26 protein-coding genes are annotated in these 26,171 nt (G+C 68.3%); 9 read left to right on the forward strand and 17 right to left on the reverse strand.

Annotation, left to right across the window (positions count from 1 at the left end; genetic code table 11):
* Positions 1–7: 7 nt before the first annotated feature.
* Complete coding sequence (locus VARPA_RS28930; protein WP_013544142.1) at positions 8–1,963, reverse strand: MFS transporter; 1,956 nt, start codon at positions 1,961–1,963, stop codon at positions 8–10.
* 14 nt (positions 1,964–1,977) lie between these two features.
* Positions 1,978–2,835 (reverse strand): hypothetical protein, encoded by an 858-nt coding sequence (locus VARPA_RS28935; protein ID WP_013544143.1) that lies wholly within the window; start codon positions 2,833–2,835, stop codon positions 1,978–1,980.
* A gap of 138 nt (positions 2,836–2,973) precedes the next feature.
* Here VARPA_RS28935 and VARPA_RS28940 point away from each other — a divergent pair, with 138 nt between their 5' ends.
* Entirely contained in the window at positions 2,974–3,708 is a 735-nt protein-coding gene (locus tag VARPA_RS28940) for a helix-turn-helix domain-containing protein (protein WP_013544144.1), read from the forward strand.
* Positions 3,709–3,815: 107 nt separating this feature from the next.
* Here the strand turns inward: VARPA_RS28940 and pyrF are convergent, their stop codons facing one another.
* The 5 genes from pyrF to VARPA_RS28965 are packed head-to-tail and all read right to left on the reverse strand — an operon-like array spanning position 3,816 to position 7,555.
* Positions 3,816–4,640 (reverse strand): orotidine-5'-phosphate decarboxylase, encoded by an 825-nt coding sequence (gene pyrF, locus VARPA_RS28945; RefSeq protein WP_041943092.1) that lies wholly within the window; start codon positions 4,638–4,640, stop codon positions 3,816–3,818.
* 28 nt (positions 4,641–4,668) lie between these two features.
* Positions 4,669–5,469: a uracil-DNA glycosylase family protein gene (locus VARPA_RS28950; protein ID WP_013544146.1), complete on the reverse strand. Its 801-nt coding sequence runs from the start codon at positions 5,467–5,469 to the stop codon at positions 4,669–4,671.
* The gene (gene rimI / locus VARPA_RS28955) at positions 5,469–6,011 is read right to left on the reverse strand and encodes a ribosomal protein S18-alanine N-acetyltransferase (RefSeq protein ID WP_013544147.1); all 543 of its coding nucleotides are present in this window, start codon (positions 6,009–6,011) and stop codon (positions 5,469–5,471) included. Before rimI ends, VARPA_RS28950 begins: the two co-directional genes overlap by 1 nt.
* Positions 6,008–6,733: a tRNA (adenosine(37)-N6)-threonylcarbamoyltransferase complex dimerization subunit type 1 TsaB gene (tsaB, locus tag VARPA_RS28960; protein WP_013544148.1), complete on the reverse strand. Its 726-nt coding sequence runs from the start codon at positions 6,731–6,733 to the stop codon at positions 6,008–6,010. The genes rimI and tsaB overlap by 4 nt, the downstream gene beginning before the upstream one ends.
* Before the next feature lie 48 nt (positions 6,734–6,781).
* On the reverse strand, positions 6,782–7,555 hold the full coding sequence (locus VARPA_RS28965; protein WP_013544149.1) for a DeoR/GlpR family DNA-binding transcription regulator: 774 nt from the start codon (positions 7,553–7,555) through the stop codon (positions 6,782–6,784).
* A gap of 86 nt (positions 7,556–7,641) precedes the next feature.
* Between VARPA_RS28965 and VARPA_RS28970 the strand changes: the two genes are divergently transcribed.
* The 3 genes from VARPA_RS28970 (at position 7,642) to VARPA_RS28980 (ending at position 11,430) form a co-directional block, all read left to right on the forward strand.
* Positions 7,642–8,229 carry an NUDIX hydrolase gene (locus tag VARPA_RS28970; protein WP_013544150.1) on the forward strand — a complete coding sequence of 196 codons (588 nt, stop codon included), beginning with the start codon at positions 7,642–7,644 and terminating at the stop codon, positions 8,227–8,229.
* 28 nt (positions 8,230–8,257) lie between these two features.
* On the forward strand, positions 8,258–9,682 hold the full coding sequence (dacB, locus tag VARPA_RS28975) for a D-alanyl-D-alanine carboxypeptidase/D-alanyl-D-alanine-endopeptidase (RefSeq protein ID WP_013544151.1): 1,425 nt from the start codon (positions 8,258–8,260) through the stop codon (positions 9,680–9,682).
* Positions 9,683–9,846: 164 nt separating this feature from the next.
* A complete protein-coding gene (locus VARPA_RS28980; RefSeq protein ID WP_013544152.1) occupies positions 9,847–11,430 on the forward strand; it encodes an alpha/beta hydrolase family protein in 1,584 nt (527 codons plus the stop codon).
* Positions 11,431–11,528: 98 nt separating this feature from the next.
* Here the strand turns inward: VARPA_RS28980 and VARPA_RS28985 are convergent, their stop codons facing one another.
* From VARPA_RS28985 to purE, 3 genes are read right to left on the reverse strand one after another with little or no spacing between them, the layout of a single operon-like run.
* Positions 11,529–12,530 (reverse strand): L-threonylcarbamoyladenylate synthase, encoded by a 1,002-nt coding sequence (locus VARPA_RS28985; RefSeq protein ID WP_013544153.1) that lies wholly within the window; start codon positions 12,528–12,530, stop codon positions 11,529–11,531.
* The gene (locus tag VARPA_RS28990; protein ID WP_013544154.1) at positions 12,527–13,720 is read right to left on the reverse strand and encodes a 5-(carboxyamino)imidazole ribonucleotide synthase; all 1,194 of its coding nucleotides are present in this window, start codon (positions 13,718–13,720) and stop codon (positions 12,527–12,529) included. Before VARPA_RS28990 ends, VARPA_RS28985 begins: the two co-directional genes overlap by 4 nt.
* Entirely contained in the window at positions 13,717–14,268 is a 552-nt protein-coding gene (purE, locus tag VARPA_RS28995; protein WP_013544155.1) for a 5-(carboxyamino)imidazole ribonucleotide mutase, read from the reverse strand. Before purE ends, VARPA_RS28990 begins: the two co-directional genes overlap by 4 nt.
* 36 nt (positions 14,269–14,304) lie before the next feature.
* Here purE and VARPA_RS29000 point away from each other — a divergent pair, with 36 nt between their 5' ends.
* The 4 genes from VARPA_RS29000 (at position 14,305) to VARPA_RS29015 (ending at position 17,496) form a co-directional block, all read left to right on the forward strand.
* Positions 14,305–15,225 (forward strand): tetratricopeptide repeat protein, encoded by a 921-nt coding sequence (locus tag VARPA_RS29000; protein ID WP_013544156.1) that lies wholly within the window; start codon positions 14,305–14,307, stop codon positions 15,223–15,225.
* Positions 15,226–15,350: 125 nt separating this feature from the next.
* Complete coding sequence (locus VARPA_RS29005) at positions 15,351–15,659, forward strand: helix-turn-helix domain-containing protein (RefSeq protein ID WP_013544157.1); 309 nt, start codon at positions 15,351–15,353, stop codon at positions 15,657–15,659.
* Between the two features lie 41 nt (positions 15,660–15,700).
* Positions 15,701–16,990, forward strand: coding sequence for a type II toxin-antitoxin system HipA family toxin (locus tag VARPA_RS29010; protein WP_041944077.1), 1,290 nt, complete (start codon positions 15,701–15,703; stop codon positions 16,988–16,990).
* Positions 16,991–17,055: 65 nt separating this feature from the next.
* Positions 17,056–17,496, forward strand: coding sequence for an META domain-containing protein (locus tag VARPA_RS29015; protein WP_013544159.1), 441 nt, complete (start codon positions 17,056–17,058; stop codon positions 17,494–17,496).
* Between the two features lie 105 nt (positions 17,497–17,601).
* Here the strand turns inward: VARPA_RS29015 and VARPA_RS29020 are convergent, their stop codons facing one another.
* From VARPA_RS29020 to VARPA_RS29035, 4 genes are all read right to left on the reverse strand, one after another.
* Complete coding sequence (locus tag VARPA_RS29020; protein WP_013544160.1) at positions 17,602–18,507, reverse strand: phosphoribosylaminoimidazolesuccinocarboxamide synthase; 906 nt, start codon at positions 18,505–18,507, stop codon at positions 17,602–17,604.
* A gap of 108 nt (positions 18,508–18,615) precedes the next feature.
* Positions 18,616–19,680 carry a class II fructose-bisphosphate aldolase gene (gene fba, locus VARPA_RS29025; RefSeq protein WP_013544161.1) on the reverse strand — a complete coding sequence of 355 codons (1,065 nt, stop codon included), beginning with the start codon at positions 19,678–19,680 and terminating at the stop codon, positions 18,616–18,618.
* Between the two features lie 64 nt (positions 19,681–19,744).
* A complete protein-coding gene (locus VARPA_RS29030) occupies positions 19,745–20,674 on the reverse strand; it encodes an alpha/beta hydrolase (protein ID WP_013544162.1) in 930 nt (309 codons plus the stop codon).
* Between the two features lie 35 nt (positions 20,675–20,709).
* On the reverse strand, positions 20,710–21,195 hold the full coding sequence (locus VARPA_RS29035; RefSeq protein WP_013544163.1) for an Lrp/AsnC family transcriptional regulator: 486 nt from the start codon (positions 21,193–21,195) through the stop codon (positions 20,710–20,712).
* Between the two features lie 137 nt (positions 21,196–21,332).
* Between VARPA_RS29035 and VARPA_RS29040 the strand changes: the two genes are divergently transcribed.
* A complete protein-coding gene (locus tag VARPA_RS29040) occupies positions 21,333–22,349 on the forward strand; it encodes a 1-aminocyclopropane-1-carboxylate deaminase (protein WP_013544164.1) in 1,017 nt (338 codons plus the stop codon).
* 72 nt (positions 22,350–22,421) lie between these two features.
* Here VARPA_RS29040 and pyk read toward each other — a convergent pair whose 3' ends face one another.
* The 3 genes from pyk to VARPA_RS29055 all read right to left on the reverse strand — a co-directional run bounded on the left by pyk (position 22,422) and on the right by VARPA_RS29055 (position 26,150).
* Positions 22,422–23,870 carry a pyruvate kinase gene (pyk, locus tag VARPA_RS29045; protein WP_013544165.1) on the reverse strand — a complete coding sequence of 483 codons (1,449 nt, stop codon included), beginning with the start codon at positions 23,868–23,870 and terminating at the stop codon, positions 22,422–22,424.
* An 87-nt stretch (positions 23,871–23,957) separates the two neighbouring features.
* Positions 23,958–25,151 (reverse strand): phosphoglycerate kinase, encoded by a 1,194-nt coding sequence (locus tag VARPA_RS29050; RefSeq protein ID WP_013544166.1) that lies wholly within the window; start codon positions 25,149–25,151, stop codon positions 23,958–23,960.
* 93 nt (positions 25,152–25,244) lie between these two features.
* On the reverse strand, positions 25,245–26,150 hold the full coding sequence (locus VARPA_RS29055) for a LysR family transcriptional regulator (RefSeq protein WP_013544167.1): 906 nt from the start codon (positions 26,148–26,150) through the stop codon (positions 25,245–25,247).
* Positions 26,151–26,171 lie beyond the last annotated feature (21 nt).

Genomic DNA, 26,171 nt, shown 5'->3' on the forward strand with positions numbered 1-26,171 from the left:
ATACTTTTCAGGCCGCGAGCAACCCGCTCACGCGCTGCTGCAGCGCCTCGGGCTGCACCTCGACCGGCGGCACCGGCAGGCCGACGTTGAGGCCCACGCGGCTGTAGAAGCCGCGGCGGAAAGGCTTGGCCATCGCCACCTGCTCGCCGCCGCGCAGCTCGATGCGGCTGAAGTACGAGCCCCAGAGGTTGGTCAGCGCCATCGGGATCACCGGCGGCTCGATGCCTTCGGCGCGCGCACTCTCCACGATCTTCATCACGCCGCCCTTGAAGGGCTGCAGCGTGCCGTCGCGGGTGATGGCGCCCTCGGGAAAGATCGCGAGCAGGTCGCCCTCGCGCAGCACGGCCAGCGCCTTGGCGAAGGCCGCTTCGTAGGCGGCCGGGTCTTCCTTCTGCGGCGCGATCGGGATCGCCTTGGCCAGCTTGAACAACCAGCCGAGCACCGGCACCTTGAAGATGCGGTGGTCCATGATGAAGCGGATGGGCCGCGGGCTCGCCGCCATCAGCAGCACCGCGTCGATGAAGCTCACGTGGTTGCACACCAGCACGGCCGCGCCCTCGGTGGGAATGTGCTCGTCGCCCTTGATCTCGAAGCGGTAGACAAAGCGCGACAGCACCCAGGCCACGAAGCGCAGCAGGTACTCGGGCACCAGCATGAAGATGTAGAACGCCACCACCGCGTTGGCGATGCCGGTGAACAAAAAGATCTGCGGAATCGTGAAGCCCGCGCCCAGCAGCGCGCCCGCAATGACCGAGCTGCCGATCATGAAGAGCGCATTGAGGATGTTGTTCGCCGCGATGATCCGCGCCCGGTGCGTGGGCTGGCTGCGCAGCTGGATCAGCGCGTACATCGGCACGCTGTAGAGCCCTGCGAACAGCGACAGCAGCCCCAGGTCGGCCATCACGCGCCAGTGCGCGGGCTGGTGCACGAAGGCGCCGAGGCCCATTTCGGCCACCTTCGGCAGCGCGCGCGAGGCAAAGTACAGGTCGATCGCGAACACGCTCATGCCGATGGCGCCCAGCGGCACGAGGCCGATTTCCACCTGCCGGCGGCTGAGCGTCTCGCACAGCAGCGAGCCGATGCCGATGCCGATGGAGAACACCACCAGCAGCAGCGACGCCACCTGCTCGTCGCCATGCAGCACCTCCTTGGCGAAGCTCGGGAACTGGCTCAGGAACACCGCGCCGAAGAACCACATCCACGAAATGCCCAAGAGCGAGCGGAACACCACCACGTTGCCGTGCGCGAGCTTCAGGTTGCGCCAGGTTTCGCTGAAGGGGTTCCAGTTGATGACCAGCCCGGGGTCGGTGGCCGGCGCCTGCGGAATGGCCTGTGCCACGCCTCGTCCGGCCAGTGCGAGCAGCACGCAGGCCACGGCCACGCTCGTGTGGCCGATCTGCGGCACCGCCACCAGGAGGCCGCCCGCCACTTGGCCCAGCAGGATGGCGACGAAGGTGCCCATCTCGACCATGCCGTTGCCGCCGGTGAGTTCGCGCGAATCGAGCACCTGCGGCAGGTAGGCGAACTTGACCGGTCCGAACAGCGTGGAGTGCAGCCCCATGAGGAACACGCAGCCCAGCAGCACCACCGCATTGGCGGTGACGAAGGCCCAGGCCGCGATCAGCATGATCGCGATCTCCAGGTTCTTGACGAAGCGGATCATCTTCGTCTTGTCGAACTTGTCGGTGAGCTGCCCGGCCGTGGCCGAGAACAGCAGGAAGGGCAGGATGAACAGCGCCCCGATCGCCAGGCCCGCCATGGCCGGCGGCATCCAGCTCAGCTGCAGCTGGTAGGTCACCATGACGGTGAAGGCGAACTTGAAGAGGTTGTCGTTCGCCGCGCCCGCGAACTGCGTCCAGAAGAAAGGTGCGAAGCGCCGCTGCTTGAGCAAGGCGAACTGGTTGGCGTGGGCGTTCGCTTCGTGAGGCGCCACGGACGTGGCGGCAGCGGCGGGGGTTGTCATTCGAAGAATTCTCCTCAGGCCGTCAGGGCGGCTGCGTCGGGATTGTGCCGCAGCAGGTCCGCCTGCCAGCCTTTCTCGAGCGACCTGAGCGCCAGCAGAACCGGCAGGCCGGCCAGCGCCGCCGTCAGGTGCTTGAGCGTGTGGCCGGAGACCAGGTGCTGCGTCGCCTCGTAGATCTGCCGGTCGCCCATCTCGAAGGCCTTGGCCAGTGCGTAGAAGAAGATCACCCAGCCCAGCTTGAGCCCCACCGCGCCGCGCATCGGCGCGGCCAGCGCCAGGGTGAGCACCAGCGCCATGCCGCCGAACTGCACCAGCGCCCAGGGCATGACGTTGCCGGTTTCCTGCGACACCTCGGCCGCCAGCAGGCCCGCCGTCAGGATGAACCAAGCGGCCGGCCAGCCGGCGCGCTGGCTCACCCGTTCGCACACCGCGATGCCGATCAGCCCGGCAAAGGCCACCGCCATGCCGGCGCGGTCCGCCGCGAGCCGGGGGGCGTCGGGCATCAGGTGATAGAAGGCCGAGCCGGCGGCGGTGGCGACGAGGCCGGCGAAGAAGAGCCAGGCGCAGTCCAGGGTGTTGTCCGGCGGATCGCTGGCGGGCGGCGCGAGCGGGAATTCGGCCAGCGCCTCCTGGTGCGAGCGGTCGATCCGGTTCAGGCGGTACAGCCCGAGGAAGCCGATGACCACGAACGGCAGGTTGCTCAGCACGTCCATCGCATTCGGCAGCCCGTGCCAAGCCCGGTTGTCCGCGAAGACCGAGGCGAACGCCACGTCGGCAGCCGGCAGCACAGGGCCGAAGAAGGCGAGCAGCGTAAGCAGCGCGAAGGTGAAGAGCAGGGCGCGTTCACGGCGGCTGAAAGTGGGCAGGAGCATGGCGGACCTCGGTGGGTGGGTAACGAGCCGCGGAATTTAGTTGCCAGCCTCTCCGGCGGCATCGAGAATCGATACGAGGCACTATTTCACACCCAACGGTATCCTTTTCTAATACCCACCCAGCGCCCCGCACCCCTCATGAGCACCACCGTCGACCTCGTACTCGCCCTCAAGAACGAACTCAAGAACGCCCGCATGACCTACGCCGACCTGGCCCGGTCGCTCGACATGGCCGAATCCAGCGTCAAGCGGATGCTGGCCAAGAGCGACATGCCGCTGTCGCGCGTCGATGCCATCTGCCGGGCCCTGAAGATCGATTTCGCCGAACTCGCCCGCCGCGTGGCCGACGCCCAGCCGCTGCTCAAGGAACTGACGCAGGAGCAGGAAAAGGCGGTGGTCAAGGACAAGAAACTGCTGCTGGTGGCCATCAGCGTGCTGAGCCAGTGGACGCTGGAGCAGATCGTGACGGCCTACCGGATCAGCGAGGCCGAGTGCATCGGCTGCCTCGCGCAGCTGGACCGCATCGGCATCATCGAGCTGCGCCCGCTCAACCGGTATCGCCTGAAGCTCGCCAAGACCTTCCGCTGGCGGCCGCACGGACCGGTGATGGAGTTCTTCCGCGAGAACGTGGTGCTCGACTACTACCGCGGCGGCTTCGACGGCCCGGCCGAGGGCCTGCTGCTGGTGCACGGCTCGATCAGCCGCTCGCTGGCGCCGGCCTTCCTGGAGCGCCTGCAGCGCGTGGCGCAAGACTTCGCGCAGCAGCACCAGACCGACCAGAAGCTGTCGGCCAAGGACCGCGAGGGCTACACGCTGCTGCTGGGGATGCGGAACTGGGAGTTCGAGCTCTTCACCCGCCTCCGCCGAGCCTGAAAACGATGTCCGGACGCGGAGGCACGCCCCCGCACCGTTCGGGCCGAGCTTGTCGAAGCCTTGCGCGGCGCTTCGACAGGCTCAGCGTGAACGGCTGATCGGCCGCCTCAGGGCTTGGCGGCTTCGAGCGCGTCGCGGGTGGCGCGCGCGGCGTTCTTCGCCGCATCGGCGAAGTCTTCGCCCGACGAGGCGTAGATGATCGCCCGCGACGAATTCACGATGATCGGCGCATCGGCCCGCCAGCCGGCGCGCACGGTGGCGACCGCATCGCCGCCCTGGGCGCCGACGCCCGGAATCAGCAGCGGCACCGTCGGCGCCAGCTCGCGCACACGCTCGATTTCCGCCGGATAGGTCGCGCCCACCACGAGGCCGAGCTGACCGTTGAGGTTCCACGGCCCTTGTGCCAGCTTGGCGACATGTTCGTAGAGGAAGGGCTGGCCTTCGATGTCCGCCAGCCGCTGGCCTTGAAGATCGGAGCCGCCCGGGTTGCTGGTGCGGCACAAGAGGAACGCGCCCTTGCCCTCGTGCTTGAGGTAGGGCGCCACCGAGTCGAAGCCCATGAAGGGCGAGAGCGTCACCGCGTCGGCGCCGTAGCGTTCGAAAGCCTCGATGGCGTATTGCTCGGCGGTCGATCCGATGTCGCCGCGCTTGGCGTCGAGGATCACCGGCACGTGGGGCGCGTTGCGGCGCATATGCTCCATGAGTTTTTCGAGCTGGGCTTCGGCGCGGTGCGCGGCGAAGTAGGCGATCTGCGGCTTGAAGGCGATGACCAGGTCGGCCGTCGCGTCGACGATGCGCGCGCAGAAGTCATAGATGCTGCCGGCGTCGTCCTTGTATCCCCCGGGAAACCTGGCTGGCTCGGGATCGAGCCCCACGCAGAGCAACGAACCGTTTTTTTGCTGTGCGGCGGCCAGCTTGTCGAGAAAAGTCATGGGGGCCGATTTTAAGGACCCCATTTCGTCAGCCCTGCTTCGAGGGCGTTTGCTGTTCCGCGGCAAGGCACAGGTCGGCCCAGGCGCGCGCCTTGTCGGCGGGATTCCGCAGCAGGTACGCCGGGTGGTAGGTCGCCACCACCGGCACGCCATTGATCGACGCCAGCGGCACCGCGCGGCCGCGCAGCTTGCCCAGCGGATCGCCGCTCTGCATCAGGCTTTGCGCGGCCAGCGGGCCCATCGCCAGCACGACGCTCGGCGCCAGCGCAGCGGCGTGCTCCGCGAAGGCTTCGTCCATCTGGCGCGGGCTGCCGGGCTGGCCGGCGGCCACGCCGCGGTGCGTGCGCATGAGGTGCACCGGCGTCTTGCCGTCGTGCAGCTTCAGGGCGCGCAGCATGTTGTCGAGCAGCCGGCCGGCATCGCCCGAGAAAGGCTCGCCGTGGCGGCCGTCGGCCTCGGGGGGCATGTCGGCCACGACGAGCCAGCCGCCTTGCGGGGAAGCCGGGGCTTCGGCCGCGTCGGCATAAAGGCGGCAGGGCGCTTCGACGAGCACGGCGGCGCCTTGCGTTGGCGTCACCGCAGGGCGTGCAACCGGCGCGGGTGCCGCCACGGGCCTTGCGACAGGCGCAGGCGCTGGCGCGGCAACCGGCGCTTCCGCCACGTACCGCTCGGCGACAGGTTCCGGCGCCGCCGCGACCGCTTCTTCGGCGACCGGCGCAGCCTCGACCACTTCGGCCGCCTGAGGAACGGGCCACCAGACCTTCACCCCCATCTCGTCGAGCATCGCGCGCTGACGCGCATCGAGCTTCAGTGTCTGCACGGCGGTCATTACTTCAGGGCTCCCCAGGCGGAGCCTGTTTCGTTCAAACGCAAACTCATCACGACCGCGTCTTCGCGCTTGCCTTCGAACGCCGGGTAGTAGCCCTTGCGCACGCCGACGCTGCGAAAACCCTGGCGCGCGTAGATCTCCAGCGCGCGCCGGTTGCTCTCGCGCACCTCCAGCCAGAGCCACTGCGCGCCCTCGGCGCGCGACCAGCCGGTCAGCGCCTCCAGCATCAGCGGCGCCCAGCCCTGGCGCTGGAAGGCCGGCGCCACGGTGATGTTGAGCAGATGCACCTCGTCGACACCCTTCATGGCGACGAAATAGCCGATGAGCGTTTCGCCCAGGCTGGTGACCGGCGAGGTCACGCCCTCTGCGAGGCCAGGCGCCAGCAGGCACTGGCAGTGATAGCCGACGGCCATCGAATCGGTGAAGTTCGCGCGCGTCCAGGGGTGCGTGTAGGCCGTCTGCTCGACCGCGCAGACGGCCTCGATCCGCTCGATGGTGAGCGGCTCGAGGCGGGCTTCGACGGGCTGGAGGACAGCGCTCATGCGGTGGTGGGTGGCGTCACAGCGGCAGCAGCAGCCGCCTTGATGGCGGCGCGCTCCTCGGTGGTTTGCGCCACTTTATCGCGAACATAGAGCGGCCAGGCCTGTGCGGCTGGCACGATCCGCCCGGCCGCGAGCAGCGCGGGCGCCAGCCGCAGCATCGCGGTGGCGGTCGGCAGCACTTCGTGGCGGGCAGTGGCCGGCGCCAGGCGCGGGCCGTAGGCGGCGAAGGCATTGCCGGCGAGCGACCAGCCGGCGGGCACTTCGAGCGCCTCGGGCGCCAGCAGCAGCGGCTCGTCGTCCCCGCCGAGCGGGCCGGCCGCATCGAAGTCGTAGCGGGCGGCGTAGAGCTGGTCCATGCGCGCGTCGAGCACGGCGACCACCTGCCGGGCGCCGAAGGCGTGGCGCGCCTCCTCGGCCACGGCCAGCAGCGTGTCGACCGGCAGCAGCGGCACGTTGGCGCCGAAGGCCAGGCCCTGCGCCACCGAGCAGGCTGTGCGAAGACCCGTGAAAGAACCCGGCCCGCGGCCGAAGACGATGGCATCGAGATCGCCCAGCGCCAGCCCGGCATCGGCCAGCAATTGCTGGATCAGCGGCAGCAGCGTGGTCGAAGCCTGCGCACCGCCGGCGCCGCTGTGCGCGAGCAGTTGCTCGCCGTTCTGCACGGCCACCGACAGGTGCTCGGTGCTGGTGTCGAAGGCGAGGAGGCGGGACGCAGTGGGCATCCCCCGATTATCGAGGGCGCCCCGAGGCGATGTCCGCGCGGGGATGTATCAGCCGGCACCCGGATCGTCGCTGCGCAGGATCGCGAGCCCGGCCTTGCGCAGCGGAGCCAACGCCTTGGCGGGCGCGTCCGGCGATACCAGCAAGCTCGTCGCCGCGGTGACGGGGTTGATCACCCAGGCCGACGCCACGCCAAGCTTTTCGGACGAGGCCAGCACCACCGTCTCGGCGGACGCGGCCATCAGCGCGCGCTTGATCTCGGCCTCCTCGATGTCGCCGGTGGTCAGCCCGGCCTCGGCGTGCACGCCCGCGACGCCCATGAAGTACGTGTCGGCGTGGACCCGCGCAATCGCGCCCATGGCCGCGGCACCCACCGCCACCAGCGAATGCTTGAACAGGCGCCCGCCGATCAGCACCACTTCGAGCTGCGTGTGCGACACCAGCTCGATCGCAACCGAGGTGCTGTGCGTCACCACCGTGGCCTGCAGGTTCTTCGGCAGATGGCGCGCGAGCTGCACGGCCGTGGTGCCGCCGTCGATGAACACCACCTGCCCCGGCTTCACCAGGCGCGCGGCGGCGCGGCCGATGGCCACCTTCTCGTCGGGCGCGAGCTGCTGGCGGCTGGCGAAATCAGTGTCGGCCGGCGCAATGGGCAGCGCGCCGCCGTGCACGCGCTGCAACAGCCCTTCGGCCGCCAGCTCGCGCAGGTCGCGCCGGATGGTGTCTTCGGAGAGCGCGAGTTCTTCGCTGAGCGACTTGGCGACGACATTGCCGTCGCGCTGCAGGACCGAGAGGATGTGTTGCTTGCGCTGGCGGGTGAGCATCGGCCGATGGTAGCCGGGCTGCACGATTTCTGCACGAGTTTTCTTGTTATTGCACGAATTTGCATTTACGCCTATGCTCGCCGCCCATGACCATTCATGACCGCGTCCGGGTGCACGAAGTCACCCTTCTTTCCGACAACTGGTACACGCTCAGGACCACCCGCTTCGAGTGGCGGCGCAACGACGGCCAATGGCAGCGCATGGACCGCGAGACCTACGACCGCGGCAACGGCGCGACGCTCCTGCCCTACAACCTCGCGCAGCGCACGGTGCTGCTGACGCGGCAGTTCCGCTACCCGGCCTTCGTCAACGGGCACGACGACCTGCTGATCGAGGCTGCCGCGGGCCTGCTCGACAACGCGGCGCCCGAAGAGCGCATCCGCGCCGAGGTCGAGGAAGAACTCGGCTACCGCCTCGGCACGGTGCAGAAGATCTTCGAGAGCTTCATGAGCCCGGGTTCGGTGACCGAGAAGCTGCACTTCTTCATTGCGCCCTACGAGCCCGCAATGCGCATCGGCAGCGGCGGCGGGCTGGCCGAGGAGGGCGAGGACATCGAGGTGCTCGAACTGGGCATCGACGAGGCGCTCGCGATGGTGGCGGACGGCCGCATCGCCGACGCCAAGACGGTGATGCTGCTGTATCACGCGAAGCTGCACGTCTTCGCCGCGGCGTAGCTGCAAACGTGATCGGGATAATCGCCCGATGCCTTTCGCCACCCGCCTGATCCCGTCCCTCTTCGTCTCCCTTGCCACGCTGGCCTCGGCCAGTGCCTTCGCCCAGCAGGCCCTTCCTACCGGCGTCGAAGCCGCCCTGGCACGCGCAAAGGTGTCGCGCGAGACGGTGACGATGCTGGTGGTCGATGCCGACGGCACCCGCCCGCCGCGCCTGGCCTGGCGCTCGCAGGTGCCGGTGAATCCGGCGTCGATGATGAAACTGGTCACCACCTACGCGGCGCTCGACCTGCTCGGCCCCGCCTACAGCTGGACCACGCCGGTGTACGTCGAGGGCACGGTGAGCAACGGCGTGCTCGACGGCAACCTCTACATCAAGGGCCAGGGCGATCCGAAGCTGGTGCTCGAACGCGTGTGGCTGATGCTGCGCCACGTGCAGGGCCTGGGCATCACCACGGTGAGCGGCGACATCGTGATCGACCGCAGCGCCTTCGAGAACACGGCCGAGAACGACCCGAGCGCCTTCGACGGCGAACCGCTGCGGCCCTACAACGCGTCGCCGGATGCGCTGCTCATCAACTTCAAGTCGGTCAACATGACCTTCGCGCCCGACCGCGCCGGGCAGATCGCGCGCGTGAGCTACGAGCCGCCGCTCGCGAGCGTGGCGATGCCGGCCACGGTGCCGCTCGCGCCCGGCGAATGCGGCGACTGGCGCACCGCGCTCAAGACCGATTTCAGCGACGTCAACCGCATCCGCTTCAACGGCGGCTTCCCGGCTTCCTGCGGCGAGAAGAGCTGGGCCGTGGCGTACGGCGATCCGCGCACCTACAGCCTGCGCGCGATCGGCGGCATGTGGGCCGAGATGGGCGGGCGCGTCGGCGGCCAGATGCGCGAAGGCCGCGTGCCCGCGAACCTGAAGCCGGCCTTCGAGTTCGGCTCGCCGCCGCTCGCCGAGGTGATCCGCGACATCAACAAGTACAGCAACAACGTGATGGCGCAGCAGGTGTTTCTGACCATCGGCCTCACGCAGAAGAACCGCGGCACCTTCGAGGCCTCGCGCAGCGCGCTGGGCCAGTGGTGGCGCGACCGCATCGGCACCGGCGAGGCACAGCCGGTGTTCGAGAACGGCTCGGGCCTGTCGCGCGATGAGCGCATCAGCGCGGCCGCGCTCGGCAAGATGCTGCAGGTGGCATGGCGCTCGCCGGTGATGCCGGAGCTGATGTCCTCGCTGCCCGCCTCGGGCGTCGATGGCACGCTGAAGAAGCGGGCGCTGCGCTCGGGCGGTGCCGCGCACCTGAAGACCGGCACGCTGCGCGACGCCTCGGGCGTGGCCGGCTACGTGCACGGCGCGAGCGGCCGTCGGTATGTGCTGGTGGCCATCGCGAACGGCGAGAACGCGGGCGCCACGCGCGCGGCGTTCGACGCGCTGGTCGACTGGGCTTCTCAGGACAACTGACCGACGACAAAGGGCTGCTTCGCCGCGACTTCGGCCACCCTTTGTACTGAAAACTTCTGTAGGTGTAGGCCGCTTGCGCGCGGCCATGGCGCTGCCCAGAATCGGACGCTCGTTCGGTTCAACACTCAGCGATACAGCCACAGCGACACAGCAGGAGACACGCCTTGAACAAGCCGCAACCACAACGACCCACCACCCCGCTGCACAGGACGGTGGCCCTTGCCGGCGTCACGCTGCTGCTCGCAGCCTGCGGAGGCGGCGGAGATGGAGGCGGCATCGGCGTCGGCTTCCCGCCGCCCGTCACCGACACCGGGCGCGGCTCGGTCATCACCAATCCGCCCGCGCAGGTCACGCGGCTGTCGGTCGACCAGTTCAAGACGCTGCTGGGCGCCGACGGCAAGGGGCGCGCGCTGCTGCAGGTCGCGGGCACGCCCAAGTGCGGCATCGACACGCGCTACCTCGAATACCGCACCGTCGGCGGCAAGGGCGAAGCCACCACCGCCACGGCCGCGATCATGGTGCCCTCGGGCACCGACGTGGCCTGCAATGGCGCGCGGCCGGTGGTGCTCTACGCGCACGGCACGAACGCCGCGCGCGACTACAACCTCGCCAAGTGGACCGACATCAAACAGGCCGCCGCCGGCGAGGGCGTAGTGATCGCCGCCATGCTCGCGGCCCAGGGCTACATCGTGGTGGCGCCCAACTACGCGGGCTACGACAAGTCGACCCTGGCCTACCACCCGTACCTGAACGGCGACCAACAGGGCAAGGACATGGTCGATGCGCTCACGGCAGCGCGCAAGACCTTCTCGGGCATCGACGCGAACGATGCGGGCTCGCTCTTCATCACCGGCTATTCGCAGGGCGGCTACGTCGCGATGGCCGCGCACCGCGAGATGCAGGCCACGGGCAAGACGGTGACGGCCTCGGCGCCGCTGTCGGCGCCCTCGGCCATCAGCCTCCTGACCGACTACACCTTCCAGGGCTGGCCGGCGCTGGGCGCGACGCTCTTCGTGCCGCTGCTCTCGACCAGCTGGCAGCAGCAGTTCGGCAACGTCTACAACGCCACCGACGACGTGTACGAAGCGCAATACGCCACCGGCATCGACACCCTGCTGCCGAGCGCGGCGCCCGACACGCTGTTCTCCGGCGGCAAGCTGCCGCAGCTCGCGCTGTTTCCGGCCAACGCGACGCCGGGGCCGGTGAGCCCCGACCTGTCGATCTTCTACGGCGCCAACAACCTGGTGCGCCAGAGCTACCTCACGCAGGCGGCCGGCGATGTCCAGTCCAACCCCTGCCCCGGCAACGCGCTGCCCGCGACGGCGGCATCGCTGAGCTCGACGTCGCCGCTCAATTGCAGCCCCTCGACGGGCTTTCGCAAGGCGGCGCTGGCCAACGATCTGCGCAACTGGGTGCCGACGCGGCCGGTGCTGATGTGCGGCGGCGCCAACGACCCGACGGTGAACTTCGTCAGCACCCGCGCCACCGCGGGCTACTTCCGCGCGAAGGGCATGCCGGCTTCGGCGTTGGCGGTGGTGGACCTGGAGGATTCGGGCGCGACCGACGCCTATTCGGCCGCCCGCGCCGGCTTCGCGCAGGCCAAGGACACGCTCGCGCAGAACACGCCGGGCAGCAACGCCGACAAGGCACGCGCGGTCACGGCCGCGTACCACGGCACACTGGCGCCGCCGTTCTGCCTGGCGGCAGCGCGCGGGTTCTTCCAGGGTGTGCTGGCCGCCGGGGGTTGAGCCTAGCCCTCAGGCTGCGCGCACTTCGTGTCGCGCGCCTTCCTCCTGCCGGGGGCAACACCTGAGGTCCGGCCAGGCCGGCTCCTCGGTGTTCCGGATCAGGCCGCCGAAGCGCGCTGGAGCCGGTCGCGCACGCCTTCCCACTCGGGCGTATCGGGCGGCGTCTCGACCCAGATCAGCTTGACGCCCTGCGCGTCGAACTCGCGCAGTACCGCGAAGAGCTGATGCGCGCTGGCCGCCGCGTCGTCGGGCATGCGCCGCTGCAGCACGCGCTGCGAACGGCAGCGCAGGCTGGTGCGCGACCAGACGGCGATGTGCGCGGCATTGGCGCCCAGCACATCCAGGCCGGTCTGCAGCGCCTTGGCATCCATCAATCGCACCTTGGCATTCGGCGCGTAGTGCGCCTCGAGCGTGCCCGAGGCGCGCGGGTCGGGGGTTTCGAGCACGTCGCGGTCGCTGAGCTTTTCGCCGCAGGCCGCTTCGATCTGGGCGCGCGTGATGAGGCCCGGGCGCAGCAGCACGGGCGCGCCGCGGCTGCAGTCGACGATGGTCGATTCGATCCCGACCTCGCAGGCGCCGCCATCTACCACTGGCACCGCCTCGCCGAACTCCTCGTACACATGCTGGGCCGTGGTCGGGCTCACGCGGCCGAAGCGGTTGGCGCTCGGCCCGGCGACGCCCGGCACGCCCTGCTCGGCGCAGGCTTCGAGCAGCGCCTGGGCCACGGGGTGCGAAGGGCAACGGAGGCCGATGGTGTCCTGCCCGCCCGCGGCCGCCGTGCCCACGCCCGGCTGGCGCGTGACGATCAGCGTGAGCGGACCGGGCCAGAAGGCCTGCACCAGCTTCTGCGCGAAGAGCGGCAGCGGCTGGGCGAAGCGCGAGAGCGCCTCGGTGCCCTTCATGCCGGCCGCAACGTGAACTATCAACGGGTGGTCGGCGGGCCGCCCCTTGGCCTTGAAGATCCCGGCCACGGCCATGTCGCTGCTCGCGTCGGCGCCCAGGCCGTAGACGGTCTCGGTCGGGAACGCGACCAACCCGCCCGCGCGCAACATGCGCACCGCCTCGGCGATGGCTTCAGGGGATTGGCCGTCGAGGATCATGCGAGGCCGGTCACTTCCACCGGCGGCAGTCCCAGCAGTTGGGCAGCCTGCGAGGCGTTGGCGCGCACGCTCTCCAGCGTGGCGCCGGTGAGGGTCAGGTGGCCCATCTTGCGGCCGGGCCGCGGCTCGATCTTTCCGTAGAGGTGCAGGTGCACGCCGGGCAGCGCGAGCACGTCGCTCCAGCGCGGCGAGACGGGTTTCTCTTCACCCGAGGTGAACCACAGGTCGCCCAGCAGGTTCAGCATGATCGCGGGGCTGTGCTGACGCGGCGGCGCGAGCGGCAGGCCGGCGAGGGTGCGCACCTGCAGCTCGAACTGCGACACGTCGCAGGCTTCCATCGTGTAGTGGCCGCTGTTGTGCGGACGCGGCGCCATTTCGTTGACCACCAGCGAGCCGTCGGCCAGCGCGAAGAACTCGACGCACAGCACGCCCACGTAGCCCAGGCCGTTGGCGATGCTTTTCGCGGAATTGACCGCGCCCTGCGCCACCGTCTTGGGCATGTTCAGCGCGTGCACTTCGGTGACGGCCAGGATGCCGTCGCGGTGCAGGTTGCGCTGGGCCGGGAAATGCACGATCTGCCCGTCGCGGCCGCGCGCGAGGATCACCGAGCATTCGAATTCGAGCGGCAGCAGCTTCTCGAGCACGCAGGGCACGCAGCCCGAGGCCTGCCAGGCTTCGACCAGCTCGGCGCGGGTCTTCACGCGCTGCTGGCCCTTGCCGTCGTAGCCCAGGCGCGCGGTCTTCAGGATGCCGGGCAAGAGGTGGTCTTCGATGGCGGCGAGCTGCGCGGCCGTCTCGATGACCGCGTAGGGTGCGCAGGGCACGCCGCAGCGGGTGAAGTGGGCCTTCTCGGCGATGCGGTCCTGCGCGATGGCGATGGCCGAGGCGGCGGGCGATACCGGTCGGGCGACCGCCAGATGCTCCAGCGAGGGCGCTGGCACGTTCTCGAACTCGGTCGTCACCGCATCGGCGAGGCCGGCGAGGCGGGCGAGGCCGTCGACATCGGCGTAGTCGCTGTGGATGTGGTGGTGGCTCACCCGGCCGGCGGGGCTGTCGGCATCGGGGTCGAGCACCGCCGTGAAGTAGCCCATGCGCTGGGCGGCATGCGCGAACATGCGGCCCAGCTGGCCGCCCCCGAGCACGCCGAGCGTGGCGCCCGGGAGGATGGGCAGGTCGGCGTTCTGGGTCACAGGGCACCTCCGCCTTGCGGCGAGAAAGGAGAAACGGCGGGCGCTTCGCCGGCAGGGGCCGGCGGCAGCGTCATGGCTTCGGCGGCGGCCGTCTGGGCCGTGCGGAAGGCGTCGAGCTTCGCGCGGAGCGCCGGGTTGTTCACCGCCAGCATCGCCACCGCGAACAGCGCCGCGTTGGCCGCGCCGGCATTGCCGATCGCGAAAGTGGCCACCGGCACGCCCTTGGGCATCTGCACGATGCTGTACAGGGAATCGACGCCCTGCAGGTGGCGGCTGGCCACCGGCACGCCGAGCACCGGCACCGTGGTTTTCGAGGCCAGCATGCCCGGCAGATGGGCCGCGCCGCCCGCGCCCGCGATGATCGCGGTGAGCCCGCGCCCGGCGGCGCCTTCGGCGTACGCGAACAGCGCATCGGGCATCCGGTGGGCCGAGACCACCTTTGCTTCGTGCCCGATTCCGAATTGCTGGAGAATCTCGACCGCGTTGCGCATCGTCTCCCAATCGGAGCTCGAGCCCATCACTACACCGACCTGAATGGTTTCGTTCATGGTTTCAATTTTACGTTTCACCCCCAGTTGGTTCCGATGATCGACATCACTCTCGAAAATTTCCAGGCCGAGCTGATCGAAGGCTCCGTCGCCGCGCCGGTGCTGCTGGACATCTGGGCCGAATGGTGCGGCCCCTGCAAACAGCTCGGACCGGTGCTCGAAAAGCTCGAGGTCGAGTACGCCGGCCGCTTCACGCTGGCCAAGCTCGATGCCGACAAGGTGCCGCAGATTTCTTCGCAACTGTCCGAGATGTTCGGCGTGCGCAGCATCCCGTTCTGCGTGATGTTCAAGGACGGCCAGCCGGTCGACGGCTTCGTCGGCGCCATTCCGGCCGAGAAGATCCGCGAATTCCTCGACAAGCACGTGCCCGGCGCCGACGAGGCCGAAGCCGCTTCGGAAGAAGCCGCCGCGCAGGAAGCGCTGGCCGAGGGCGACATGGAGGGCGCGCTGGAGAAGCTGCAGCACGCGGTGGCCACCGATCCGGCCAACGACGACGCCCGCTTCGACTACATCAAGCTCCTGCTGCAGGAAGGCCGCGTCGACGATGCCAAGGTCGCTTTTGCACCGGTGATCGCCAAGACCGCGCTCGTGCGCCGCTTCGACTCGCTGCAGCGCTGGATGGACGCCATCGACTTCGCGGCGCCCGTCACCGGAGCCGCGCCCGCGATCGCCGAGTTCGACGCGAAGATCGCCGCCAACAAGCGCGACTTCGAGGCCCGCTTCGGCCGAGCCCGCCTCCTGATGGCCGAACAGCGCTGGACCGACGCGATGGACGAACTGCTCGACATCCTGATGCGCGACAAGACCTGGAGCGAAGACCTCGCCCGCAAGACCTACATCGCGATCCTCGATGTGATCGAGCCGCCGAAGGTGAAGGTGGCCGACGGGCAGATTCCGCCGGACGATCCGGTCGTGGCCACCTACCGGCGTCGGCTCAGCAGCGTGGTACTGAGCTGAAAACTGAAAATGCGCAGCTTGATGCGCATTGAATTGAAAAAGCGACCCAGGGGTCGCTTTTTTATTGCTTGCTTATCCCTAAATAGATAGTATTGCTACTCAATTTGAAGGGAAAGCGTACGCCAATGCTCCAACTCACCGAAGAACTCGAAAAAGCCCGCAAGGCCGGCGGCCTGAGCCAGGAAGCACTGGCCACCCAGGCCGGCCTTTCGCGCATGACGGTGCAGCGCATCGAAAGCGGCCAGATCGATCCGCGGCTGTCGACGCTGCTCGAAATGGCGCGCGTGCTGGGGCTCGAGCTGATGCCCGTGCCCGCCACCCTGCGCCCGCAGCTCGAGGACTTCGTGCGCTCGGGCGGCCGCCTGCTCGGCCAGCCGGCGGGCGTGGGCGCACCGCCGTCCATTGCGCAGAGCCTGGCTGACGAGAGCCGGTGAGCACGAGCGCCGCGTTCAACACCGGCATCCGCTACCTGCGGATGCATCTGCATGCGCCAGACGGCGGGCGGCGCGCCATCGGCTATCTCTCGCAATACGGCGACATCCTTCGCGTGTCCTTCGACGAGGCGTATATCGCCGACCCCGGGCGCCCGACGCTGTCGCTGGCCTACCGCGGTGCGGATGAAGCCGCGACCCGCGCGATCCTGGCCTCGGCGCGCGACACCCGCGTCTCGCGCAGCGACGGCCACTGGCCGAGCTACTTCCAGAACCTGCTGCCCGAAGGCCACAACCGTGAGCGCCTCGCGCAGCAGCGCGGCTGCGCGGCCGACGACGAATTCGAGCTGCTGGCCGCAGCCGGTCACGACCTGATGGGCGCGCTCGAGGTGGAGCCGGTGCCCACGGCCGAAGGCATTCCCGACACCGTGCGCCACTGGCACACAGCGCTCGGCCTGGACGTGCTGGAGCCCGGCTTCGTCGAGATGCCGGTGGAAGACGCCGCCGCGATCCCCGGCGTGGTGACCAAGTTTTCAGCGGTGCAGGACGGGCGGCGCTACGTGGTGCGGCGTCACGGGGCCGCGGGCTCCTTCATCCTCAAGCTGCCGAGCACGCGGCATCCGGACCTGGTCGACAACGAGTTCACCGGCTATCGCCTCTGCGGCGCGTTGGGCCTGGATTGCGCCGAAGCCAGCGTGATCGGCCGCGCCGACGCCGACCTCCCCGAGCAGGTGCGCTTCGAGCAGATCCTCGCGGTGCGCCGCTTCGACCGCACGCCGGAAGGTGGGCGCATCCACATGGAAGAGTTCGCGCAGGTGCTGCAGTACGAGCCCCGGCAGAAATACGGCCGGGGCCTCGCGGTCGACTGGCCCGCGATGCTGCGCGTGCTCGACCGCCTCTCGCTCAACCCGGTAGCGGACGTGCGCGAGTGCGTGCGCCGAATCGTCGCGTTCATCCTGCTGGGCAACAGCGACGCCCACCTGAAGAACTGGGCGCTGCGCTATCCCGACGGCGTGGCGCCGGTGCTCGCGCCGCTCTACGACCCGGTGTGCGTGGCCGCCTTCTTCGAGGACGTGCCGGCCGGCGACTACGGCGTGAACCGCGCGATCGACGCCAAGCTGCGCGCCTTCGACTGGCCGGCGCTCGACGCCCTGCTGCGCTCGGCGGGCCTGCTGCGTCCGGCAAGGCTCATGGCCATTGCCCGCGACACGGTGCGCCAGGCGCAAGCCGAATGGCCCGCGCTGCTCGGCCAGGACGGCACGCCGGCCAGCGTGCGGCGCTGCGTGGAGGCCCGACTGGCGGGCGGCGTGGCGCTGGCGTCATTGGCGAGCTGAGCCACGTCGCATACGATGGCGCCCGATTTCATCTTGTTGCAGATTCTCAAAAGGAAAGACTGGCCATGCGTTCCTTCGCCCGCCATATCGCGCTCCCCGTGCTTGCCACGGCCGCGCTGCTGACCACCTTGACCGGCTGCGGGAGCGGCATCAGCCTGGACGAACCCATCGAAGGCCCGGTGTGGCGCCTCGCGCAGCTGGGCGACGAGCCCATCGCGCCGGGCGGCGATGCGCAGATCCAGTTCGATCGCAGCAGCGGGCGCGTGAGCGGATCGGGCGGATGCAACCGCGTGTCGGGTACGTTCACCCGCAGCGGCATCACGCTGAAGATCGGGCAGTTGGCCTCCACGCGCATGGCCTGCGCCGACCCGGTGCGCGGGGCCAACGAGGCGCAGTTCCTCTCGGCGCTGCAGAGCACGACGAGCTACAGCCTCGCGCCAGGGCGGCTGGCGCTGCTCGACGCCAGCGGGCGGACCGTCGCGACGTTGAGTTCAGGGAACCGCTGAAGGCGGCCGCCGCCGGGCCGCCCCAAGGCGAGCCGCGCCTCCCCCTCGGGGGGGTGGCGAATTACACGCAGCGAAGCGAAGTGAAAAGCCGGGGGGCTCTACAAATCAGCCGGTGAGACGCTCCAGCGCCTCACGGTACTTGGCAGCAGTCTTCTCGATCACCTCAGCCGGCAAACGTGGCGCCGGTGGCGTCTTGTCCCAGGGCTTGCCGTTGATCTTGGTGGCCTCGAGCCAGTCGCGCACGAACTGCTTGTCGTAGCTCGGCGGATTGGTGCCAGCGGCCAGCGCGGCCTCGTAGCCTTCCACGGGCCAGTAACGCGAGCTGTCGGGCGTGAGCACTTCGTCCATCAGCACCAGCGTGCCGGCTTCGTCCAGGCCGAACTCGAACTTGGTGTCGGCAATGATCATTCCCTTGGTGAGAGCGATCTGCGCGGCGGTTTCGTAGATGGCGATGCTGGTCTCGCGGATCTGCTGGGCCAGCTTGGGGCCGACGATCTCGACCACGCGGTCGTAGCTGATGTTCTCGTCGTGCTCGCCGGCCGCGGCCTTGGCGGCGGGCGTGAAGATCGGGCGCGGCAGCTTGCTCGCGTTGGTCAGGCCTTCGGGCAGCGGCACGCCGCAGACCGAGCGCGATTCCTGGTATTCCTTCCAACCGCTGCCGGCGAGGTAGCCGCGCACCACGGCCTCGACCGGAATCGGCGTCAGGCGCTTGACCAGCATCGAGCGCTGGGTGACTTGCGGTACTTCCTCGGCGGTGACCACGCTCTCCGGCGCATCGCCGGTCAGATGGTTCGGGCAGAGCTGGCCGAGCCGCTCGAACCACCACAGCGCCATCTGCGTGAGGATCTCGCCCTTGCCGGGAATCGGCTCGCCCATGATCACGTCGAAGGCGCTGAGCCGGTCGCTCGCGACCATCAGGATGCGGTCCTCGCCGACGGCGTAGTTGTCGCGCACCTTGCCGCGCGCAAGCAGGGGCAGGCTCTGGATGGAGGAGGTGTGGACGGTGGTCATGGGCGCAAAGAGGGGGAGATGCTGTGGGGAAACGGGTGACGGGAAAGCGGATTGTGCGCGCAGAAAAAAGCCACCGCGAACGGTGGCCTTCGAATCGCGGGGAAGTTTTTAGACGACTTCCTGGGCCAGTTCGCCCTTGGCGTACTTGGCGGCGACCACCTGCAGCGTGTCGCCCTTGATCTTGGCGCCCTGGCCTTCGCAGCCGAACTCGATGTAGCGCTGCTTGCAGATCAGCTTGGCGGCTTCGCGCGCGGGCTTGAGCCATTCGCGGGCGTCGAACTTCTCGGGGTTCTCGGCCAGGAACTTGCGCACCGCGCCGGTCATGGCCAGGCGGATGTCGGTGTCGATGTTGATCTTGCGCACGCCGTGCTTGATGGCTTCCTGGATTTCCTTGACGGGCACGCCGTAGGTTTCCTTCATGTTGCCGCCGTACTGGCGAATGATCGCCAGCAGCTCCTGCGGCACGCTCGACGAGCCGTGCATCACCAGGTGGGTGTTGGGAATGCGGCGGTGAATTTCCTTGATGCGGTCGATCGCCAGGATGTCGCCGGTGGGCTCGCGGGTGAACTTGTAGGCGCCGTGGCTGGTGCCGATGGCGATGGCCAGCGCGTCGATCTGGGTGCGCTTGACGAAGTCGGCGGCCTGCTCGGGGTCGGTGAGCAGCTGCTCGCGCGTCATGGTGTCGTCGGTGCCGTGGCCGTCTTCCTTGTCGCCCTTCATGGTCTCGAGCGAGCCGAGGCAGCCGAGCTCGCCTTCGACGGTCACGCCCAGGCGGTGGGCCATGTCGGACACCTTCTTGGTGACGTCCACGTTGTAGTCGTAGCTGGCGATGGTCTTGCCGTCGGCTTCGAGCGAGCCGTCCATCATGACCGAGCTGAAGCCCAGGTCGATGGCGCCCTTGCAGACGTCGGGGTTCTGGCCGTGGTCCTGGTGCATGACCAGCGGGATGTTCGGGTACTGCTCGATCGCGGCCTGGATCAGGTGCTTGATGAAGGCTTCGCCGGCGTATTTGCGGGCGCCTGCGCTGGCTTGCAGGATGACGGGGGCACCGGTTTCCTTGGCGGCCTCCATCACGGCCTGGACCTGTTCGAGATTGTTGACGTTGAAGGCCGGGATGCCGTAGCCATTGGCTGCGGCGTGGTCCAGCAGTTCGCGCATCGAGACGAGTGCCATGGGAAATACCTCGCGGGAATTAGGGGAAAAAGAAGGCTGAAAGACGAGAAAAACTGCCGTAATTCTACCGAGGCCCCTTGTGGGACAGGACTGACGCCAACCCGAGGAAGTCCATGACCGGCGGCAGCACCGGACCGCCCAGCCACTGGATCGGCTTGCCGAACGCGCCGATCAGTGTCACATGGCTCAGGTTGTCGAACAGCCGCACCTGCACCGGAACACCGGCGGCGCGAAGGGCCGCGGCCATTTGTCCGGTGTTGCGGTCGGGGTAGACGAGGTTGTCCTTCGATGCCGCCATCAGCAGCGCGCGGGGCGAGGCCGCGCTGGCATGCGCCAGCGGCTGGGAGTCGCGCGGCGTGTTCGGCCAGTTGAAGGCGGCCTGTGCCTGCGGGTCGCCGATGGGCAGGAAGTCGTAGGGGCCGGCCAGGCCGATCCAGCCCGCGAGCTGCCTCGGGCTGGCGCCGAGTTCGCCGAGCCAGCGATCGTCCAGCGCCACCATCGCGGCGTTGTAGCCGCCCGAGCTGTGGCCCATCACGTAGACCTGCTTCGGGTCGGCGCCGAGCTGCGCGGCGTTGTCGAGCGCCCATTTCACGGCCAGCGCGCTGTCGCGCACGAAGACCGGGTAGGTGTAGGCAGGCGAGAGGCCGTAGTCGGGAATCACGACCACCGCGCCCCGGGCGGCCAGCGCCTCGCCGACGAACTTGTAGCTCGCGCGGTCGCCGCTGGTCCAGGTGCCGCCGAAGAAGAACACCACCAGCGGCCGCGCACCCCGTGCCGGCGGCGTGGCGGGCAGCGGCTGGTACACATCGAGCTGCTGCCGTGGCGCGGCGCCATAGGCAATGCCGCCCTGGAACTGGTAAGTGTCTTCCGGCACCAGCCCGTTGAGCACCTTGATCGGCGAGCAGGCCGACAGCACGGCGGCTGCGGTCACGGTAGAGGCGGTGGTGATGGCGCTGCGGCGCCGGCGCAGGGACGCGAAGGTGGGAAAGCTCATCGCACCAGTACGCACGCGGGCGCGCCGCGGTTTCGTCAGATCGGAAGCTGCGTCGTCGACAGCACCTGCTTCAGGACCATGAAGGTGCGGATCTGCCGCACGCCCGGCAAGTACAGCAATTGCTCCGCGTGCAGGCGGTTGAAGCTGTCGTTGTCGCGGGTGCGCACGAGCATGAAATAGTCGAACTCGCCCGAGACCACGTGGCATTCGAGGCAGCCCGAGACCTTCTGCGCGGCCTTCTCGAAATCGGCAAAGGAGTCGGGCGTGGAGCGGTCGAGCACCACGCCGATCATCACCAGCATGCCGACCTCCAGCGCGTCCGGATCGAGCAGCGCGACGATGCCCTTGATGAACCCGGCCTCCTTCAGGCGCTCGACGCGGCGCAGGCATGCGGGGGCACTCAGATTGACCTTGGCGGCCAGCGCCACGTTCGATACCGAGGCATCGCGCTGCAGCGCGCGCAGGATGGCGCGATCGGTGCGATCAAGTTTCAATGAGGGACGCAACTTTGTTGTGCTCATGCAGCCATCCTTGAACTGAAAATCTTCGATCGACGAATCTTGCCTTCTTTTCTGCAGAAATCATTCAGAAATTCGCAAGCACGTTGCGGGCGCTTCTTTCTACGATCAATGGCTTCAACCCCCTCGGAGCCGCGTCGATGAACCTGAAGAAATTTCCCCGCCATGCCCTGACCTTCGGCCCCACGCCGATCCATCCGCTCAAGCGCCTGAGCGCCCACCTGGGCGGCAAGGTCGAGCTCTATGCCAAGCGCGAGGACTGCAACAGCGGCCTGGCCTTCGGCGGCAACAAGACCCGCAAGCTCGAATACCTGATCCCCGAGGCGCTCGAAGGCGGCTACGACACGCTGGTGTCCATCGGCGGCATCCAGTCGAACCAGACCCGCCAGGTCGCCGCAGTGGCTGCGCACCTGGGCCTCAAGTGCGTGCTGGTGCAGGAGAACTGGGTCAACTACTCCGACGCGGTGTACGACCGGGTCGGCAACATCGAGATGTCCCGCATCATGGGCGCCGACGTTCGGCTCGACGCCGCGGGCTTCGACATCGGCATCCGCAAGAGCTGGGAAGACGCGATGGAAAGCGTGCGCCAGGCCGGCGGCAAGCCTTTTCCGATTCCGGCGGGTTGCTCCGAGCATCCGAGGGGCGGCCTGGGCTTCGTGGCTTTCGCCGAAGAAGTGCGCCAGCAGGAAGCCGAACTGGGCTTCAAGTTCGACTACGTCGTGGTCTGCGCGGTGACCGGCAGCACGCAGGCCGGCATGGTTGTCGGCTTCGCAGCCGACGGCCGCGCCGACCGCGTGATCGGCATCGACGCCTCGGCCAAGCCGCAGCAGACCTTCGAGCAGATCCTGCGTATCGCGAAGAACACCGCCGAACTGGTCGAGCTGGGCCGCGACATCACCGAGAAGGACGTGGTGCTCGATCGCCGCTTCGGCGGGCCCGAGTACGGGCTGCCGAACGAAGGCACGCTGGAGGCGATTCGCCTCTGCGCCCGCTTCGAGGGGATGCTGACCGACCCCGTGTACGAGGGCAAGTCGATGCACGGGATGATCGAGAAGGTGCGGCTCGGAGAATTCCCGGCGGGATCGAAGGTGCTGTACGCGCACTTGGGCGGTGTGCCCGCGCTGAACGCCTACAGCTTCCTGTTCCGCAACGGCTGAACGGGCTGACGGGCTGAATCGCGCAACGAAAAAGGCCGGCATGCGCCGGCCTTTGCTTTGCTGGGCGCGTGCTCAGCTCGCGCGGCAGATCTTCAGCATGTTGGTGCCGCCCGGGGCGCCCATCGGCTCGCCGCAGGTGATGGCGTAGACATCGCCGCTTTGCACGATGCCGCGCTTCTTCAGGTGGTTCTCGGCCTGCTGCAGCGCGGTGTCGCGGTCGCTTTCCGAATCCATCAGGAGCGGACGCACGTTGCGGTACAGCGCGAGCTTGCGCTGCGTGGCCAGGCGCGAGGTCAACGCGTACATCGGGATGTGCGCGCGGTGGCGGCTCATCCAAAGGATGGTGGAGCCCGACTCGGTCAGCGCCACGATGGCCTTCGCGCCCAGGTGATGCGCAGTGAAGAGGGCGCCCATGGCAATCGACTGGTCGATGCGGCTGTAGGCCTTGCCGCTGAAATCGGCGTCGAGCGTCTTGTCTTCGGCCGCTTCGGCGGCTTCGCAGATGCGGCTCATCTCCTGCACGGTTTCCAGCGGGTAGCGGCCCGAGGCGGTTTCGGCGGAGAGCATCACGGCATCGGTGCCGTCGAGCACGGCGTTGGCCACGTCGCTCACCTCGGCGCGGGTGGGCACGGGGTTGGTGATCATCGACTCCATCATCTGGGTCGCGGTGATCACCACCTTGTCCATGTCGCGCGCCATGCGGATCATCTTTTTCTGCAGCGCGGGCACGGCCGCATTGCCGACTTCAACGGCGAGGTCGCCGCGGGCGACCATGATGCCGTCGCTGGCGCGCAGGATCTCTTCGAGCTTCGGAATGGCTTCGGCGCGCTCGATCTTGGCGATCATGCCGGGCTTGTGACCGTACTCGGCGGCCGCCACGTTGCACAGCTGGCGGGCCATTTCCATGTCGGTGGCGTTCTTCGGGAAGCTCACGGCCACGTAGTCGGCCTGGAAGCTCATCGCGGTCTTGATGTCTTCCATGTCCTTGGCGGTCAGCGCGGGCGCGGTGAGGCCGCCGCCCTGCTTGTTGATGCCCTTGTTGTTCGAGAGCTCGCCGCCCAGCTTGACGATGGTGTGCACCGCCTCGCCCTTGACGCCTTCGACCGTCAGCACGATGAGGCCATCGTTCAGCAGCAGCTTGTCGCCCGGCTTCACGTCGCGCGGCAGGTCCTTGTAGTCGAGGCCCACGGCGTCGATGTCGCCCAGTTCGGTGCGCGAGGCGTCGAGCACGAACTTCGCGCCCGCCTCGAGCATCACCTTGCCCTGCGCGAACCGGCCGACGCGGATCTTGGGTCCCTGCAGGTCGGCCATGATGGCCACTTCGCGGCCTGCCTTCCGGGCGGCTTCGCGCACCATGGTGGCGCGGTCGATGTGGTCCTGCGCGGTGCCGTGGCTGAAGTTCAGCCGCACCACGCTGACCTTGGCCTGGATCATCTTTTCCAGCAGTTCGGGGGTGCTGGACGCCGGGCCGAGCGTGGCAACGATCTTGGTGGCGTGGCGGGGGATGCGGTCCGTGCTCATGAAATGTGTCTCCGTTTTGTATTCGCTACTGTATACACTTTGTGTGTCTGACGGAAGTCACCCTCACGAGATTCCCCGCCGCCGAACTCAGCCGGCCGCGCGCTTGCTCAGGATTTCGAACGCCGGCAAGGTCTTGCCCTCCAGCACTTCGAGGAAGGCGCCGCCGCCGGTCGAGATGTAGCCGACCTGCTTTTCGATGCCGTACTTGGCGATGGCCGCGAGCGTGTCGCCGCCGCCGGCGATCGAGAACGCGCTGCTCTCGGCGATCGCCTGCGCGATGGCCTTGGTGCCGCCCGCGAAGGCATCGAACTCGAACACGCCGACCGGACCGTTCCAGACGATGGTGCCGGCTTCGCGCAGCTGCGCAGAAAGAATCGCGGCCGTCTTCGGACCGATGTCCAGGATCAGGTCGTCGTCGGCCACGTCGCTCGCGTCCTTGACGGTGGCGGGCGCGTCGGCCGCGAAGGTCTTCGCCGTGACAACGTCCACCGGGATCGGCACGTCGGCGCCGCGGGCGCGCATGGCCTCGATCACCGCCTTGGCCTGGTCGATGAGGTCGGGCTCGGCCAGCGACTTGCCGATCGAAAGGCCCGCGGCCAGCATGAAGGTGTTGGCAATGCCGCCGCCGACGATCAGCTGGTCCACATTGGCCGACAGGCTCTTCAAGATGGTGAGCTTGGTGCTGACCTTCGAACCCGCCACGATCGCCACCAGCGGCCGCTTGGGCTGCGCCAGCGCCTTGCTGATGGCATCCATTTCGGCGGCCAGCAGCGGGCCGGCCGCGGCGATCTTGGCGAACTGCGCAATGCCGTAGGTGGTGGCCTCGGCGCGATGAGCGGTACCGAAGGCGTCGTTCACGTAGATGTCGGTGAGCGCGGCGAGCTTGCGGGCCAGGCCTTCGTCGTTCTTCTTCTCGCCCTTGTTGACGCGGCAGTTCTCCAGCAGCACGACCTGCCCGGGCTTCACGTCGACGCCATCGACCCAATTGGCGACCAGCGGCACATCGCGGCCGAGCAGTTCGCCCAGGCGTTTGGCCACGGGGGCAAGCGAGTCTTCGGGCTTGAACTCACCCTCGGTCGGACGGCCCAGGTGCGAGGTGACCATCACGGCCGCGCCGGCGTCGAGCGCCAGCTGGATGCACGGCACCGAGGCGCGGATGCGCGTGTCTTCGGTGATGTTGCCTTGGTCGTCCTGCGGCACGTTGAGATCGGCACGGATGAAGACGCGCTGGCCGGCGGCCTTGCCCTCAGCGCAGAGGTCGGTGAATCGAATGACGTTCATGGGTCTCTGGAGATAGTGGAAAACAGGTCGTCTTGCATTGTAGGTATCGCCCCGCGGCCGCTCTATGCGCCTCTTGCAGCGTTCCGATGCTTTTCAACCCTTCGGCTGCGCCTTCGCAAAGCGCTCCAGCAACTCGACAAAGCTTGCCGCGGCCGGCGAGAGCGTGCGCCGCGCCGCGCTGTAGACGCACACCTCGCGATGAAAGTCGGGCGACTCGAGCCGCACCATCTGCAGCCCGTGGGCGCGCACCAGCGGCGCGGAATAGGTCGGGCACACGGTGAGCCCGAGCCCCGAGGCGACCATGCCAAGCGCAGTGGTCATGTACGAGACCTCCTGGGTGCCGGGACGCAGCATGTAATCGCGCTCGGCCGGGGCCAGCTCGGGCAGCACACGCTGGCGGAAGTCGCGGGTCGGCGCGATGAAGGTGTAGGGGCCAAGCTCGTGCCAGCGCACCTTGCGGCGTTTGGCAAAGGCGTGGTCCGGCGGGCAGATCAGCCAGTGGCGGTCGCGAAACAACGTACGGCGCTCGATGGCGCCATCGACCGCCACGTCCTGCCCCACGGCGAGTTCGACGTCGCCGGCCATCACGCCGGCCAGCAGGTGCTCGGGCAGCGTGTCGGCCAGGCGCACGTCGACGTCGGGATACGCCTCGCGATAGAGCGCGATCACGCGTGGCATCAGCGTGCAGGCCATGAGCTGCGGCGCCGCAAGACGCAACAGCCCTTTCTTCTTGTCACGCAGATCGGTCACGCCAGCCACGGCACTCGTCAGATCGCCGAGCAGCCGGTGCACCGAAGGCAGGAACTCGCGCCCCGCCTCCGAGAGCTGCACGCGACGGGTGTGGCGGTCGAGCAGTTGCACGCCCATCTCGCGTTCGAGTTCGCGCACCAGCACGCTGAGCGCCGACTGCGTGAGATGCAGCTGCTGCGCCGCGGCGGTGAAGCTGCCGGCTTCGGCGACGGCAGCGAAGGCGCGCAATTGGCGCAAGGTCAGATTCATATGGCTATTTCATCAATCGAT

It is taken from the genome of Variovorax paradoxus EPS (assembly GCF_000184745.1).
In the GTDB taxonomy this organism is placed as follows: Bacteria; Pseudomonadota; Gammaproteobacteria; order Burkholderiales; family Burkholderiaceae_C; genus Variovorax; species Variovorax paradoxus_C.

Excerpts from the sequence above, each read along its gene's own strand:
- VARPA_RS28930 (WP_013544142.1), bottom strand. The coding sequence starts at position 1,963 with ATGACAACCCCCGCCGCTGCCGCCACGTCCGTGGCGCCTCACGAAGCG.
- VARPA_RS28935 (WP_013544143.1), bottom strand. The coding sequence starts at position 2,835 with ATGCTCCTGCCCACTTTCAGCCGCCGTGAACGCGCCCTGCTCTTCACC.
- VARPA_RS28940 (WP_013544144.1), top strand. The coding sequence starts at position 2,974 with ATGAGCACCACCGTCGACCTCGTACTCGCCCTCAAGAACGAACTCAAG.
- pyrF (WP_041943092.1), bottom strand. The coding sequence starts at position 4,640 with ATGACTTTTCTCGACAAGCTGGCCGCCGCACAGCAAAAAAACGGTTCG.
- VARPA_RS28950 (WP_013544146.1), bottom strand. The coding sequence starts at position 5,469 with ATGACCGCCGTGCAGACACTGAAGCTCGATGCGCGTCAGCGCGCGATG.
- rimI (WP_013544147.1), bottom strand. The coding sequence starts at position 6,011 with ATGAGCGCTGTCCTCCAGCCCGTCGAAGCCCGCCTCGAGCCGCTCACC.
- tsaB (WP_013544148.1), bottom strand. The coding sequence starts at position 6,733 with ATGCCCACTGCGTCCCGCCTCCTCGCCTTCGACACCAGCACCGAGCAC.
- VARPA_RS28965 (WP_013544149.1), bottom strand. The coding sequence starts at position 7,555 with ATGCTCACCCGCCAGCGCAAGCAACACATCCTCTCGGTCCTGCAGCGC.
- VARPA_RS28970 (WP_013544150.1), top strand. The coding sequence starts at position 7,642 with ATGACCATTCATGACCGCGTCCGGGTGCACGAAGTCACCCTTCTTTCC.
- dacB (WP_013544151.1), top strand. The coding sequence starts at position 8,258 with ATGCCTTTCGCCACCCGCCTGATCCCGTCCCTCTTCGTCTCCCTTGCC.
- VARPA_RS28985 (WP_013544153.1), bottom strand. The coding sequence starts at position 12,530 with ATGATCCTCGACGGCCAATCCCCTGAAGCCATCGCCGAGGCGGTGCGC.
- purE (WP_013544155.1), bottom strand. The coding sequence starts at position 14,268 with ATGAACGAAACCATTCAGGTCGGTGTAGTGATGGGCTCGAGCTCCGAT.
- VARPA_RS29000 (WP_013544156.1), top strand. The coding sequence starts at position 14,305 with ATGATCGACATCACTCTCGAAAATTTCCAGGCCGAGCTGATCGAAGGC.
- VARPA_RS29005 (WP_013544157.1), top strand. The coding sequence starts at position 15,351 with ATGCTCCAACTCACCGAAGAACTCGAAAAAGCCCGCAAGGCCGGCGGC.
- VARPA_RS29010 (WP_041944077.1), top strand. The coding sequence starts at position 15,701 with ATGCATCTGCATGCGCCAGACGGCGGGCGGCGCGCCATCGGCTATCTC.
- VARPA_RS29015 (WP_013544159.1), top strand. The coding sequence starts at position 17,056 with ATGCGTTCCTTCGCCCGCCATATCGCGCTCCCCGTGCTTGCCACGGCC.
- VARPA_RS29020 (WP_013544160.1), bottom strand. The coding sequence starts at position 18,507 with ATGACCACCGTCCACACCTCCTCCATCCAGAGCCTGCCCCTGCTTGCG.
- fba (WP_013544161.1), bottom strand. The coding sequence starts at position 19,680 with ATGGCACTCGTCTCGATGCGCGAACTGCTGGACCACGCCGCAGCCAAT.
- VARPA_RS29030 (WP_013544162.1), bottom strand. The coding sequence starts at position 20,674 with ATGAGCTTTCCCACCTTCGCGTCCCTGCGCCGGCGCCGCAGCGCCATC.
- VARPA_RS29035 (WP_013544163.1), bottom strand. The coding sequence starts at position 21,195 with ATGAGCACAACAAAGTTGCGTCCCTCATTGAAACTTGATCGCACCGAT.
- VARPA_RS29040 (WP_013544164.1), top strand. The coding sequence starts at position 21,333 with ATGAACCTGAAGAAATTTCCCCGCCATGCCCTGACCTTCGGCCCCACG.
- pyk (WP_013544165.1), bottom strand. The coding sequence starts at position 23,870 with ATGAGCACGGACCGCATCCCCCGCCACGCCACCAAGATCGTTGCCACG.
- VARPA_RS29050 (WP_013544166.1), bottom strand. The coding sequence starts at position 25,151 with ATGAACGTCATTCGATTCACCGACCTCTGCGCTGAGGGCAAGGCCGCC.
- VARPA_RS29055 (WP_013544167.1), bottom strand. The coding sequence starts at position 26,150 with ATGAATCTGACCTTGCGCCAATTGCGCGCCTTCGCTGCCGTCGCCGAA.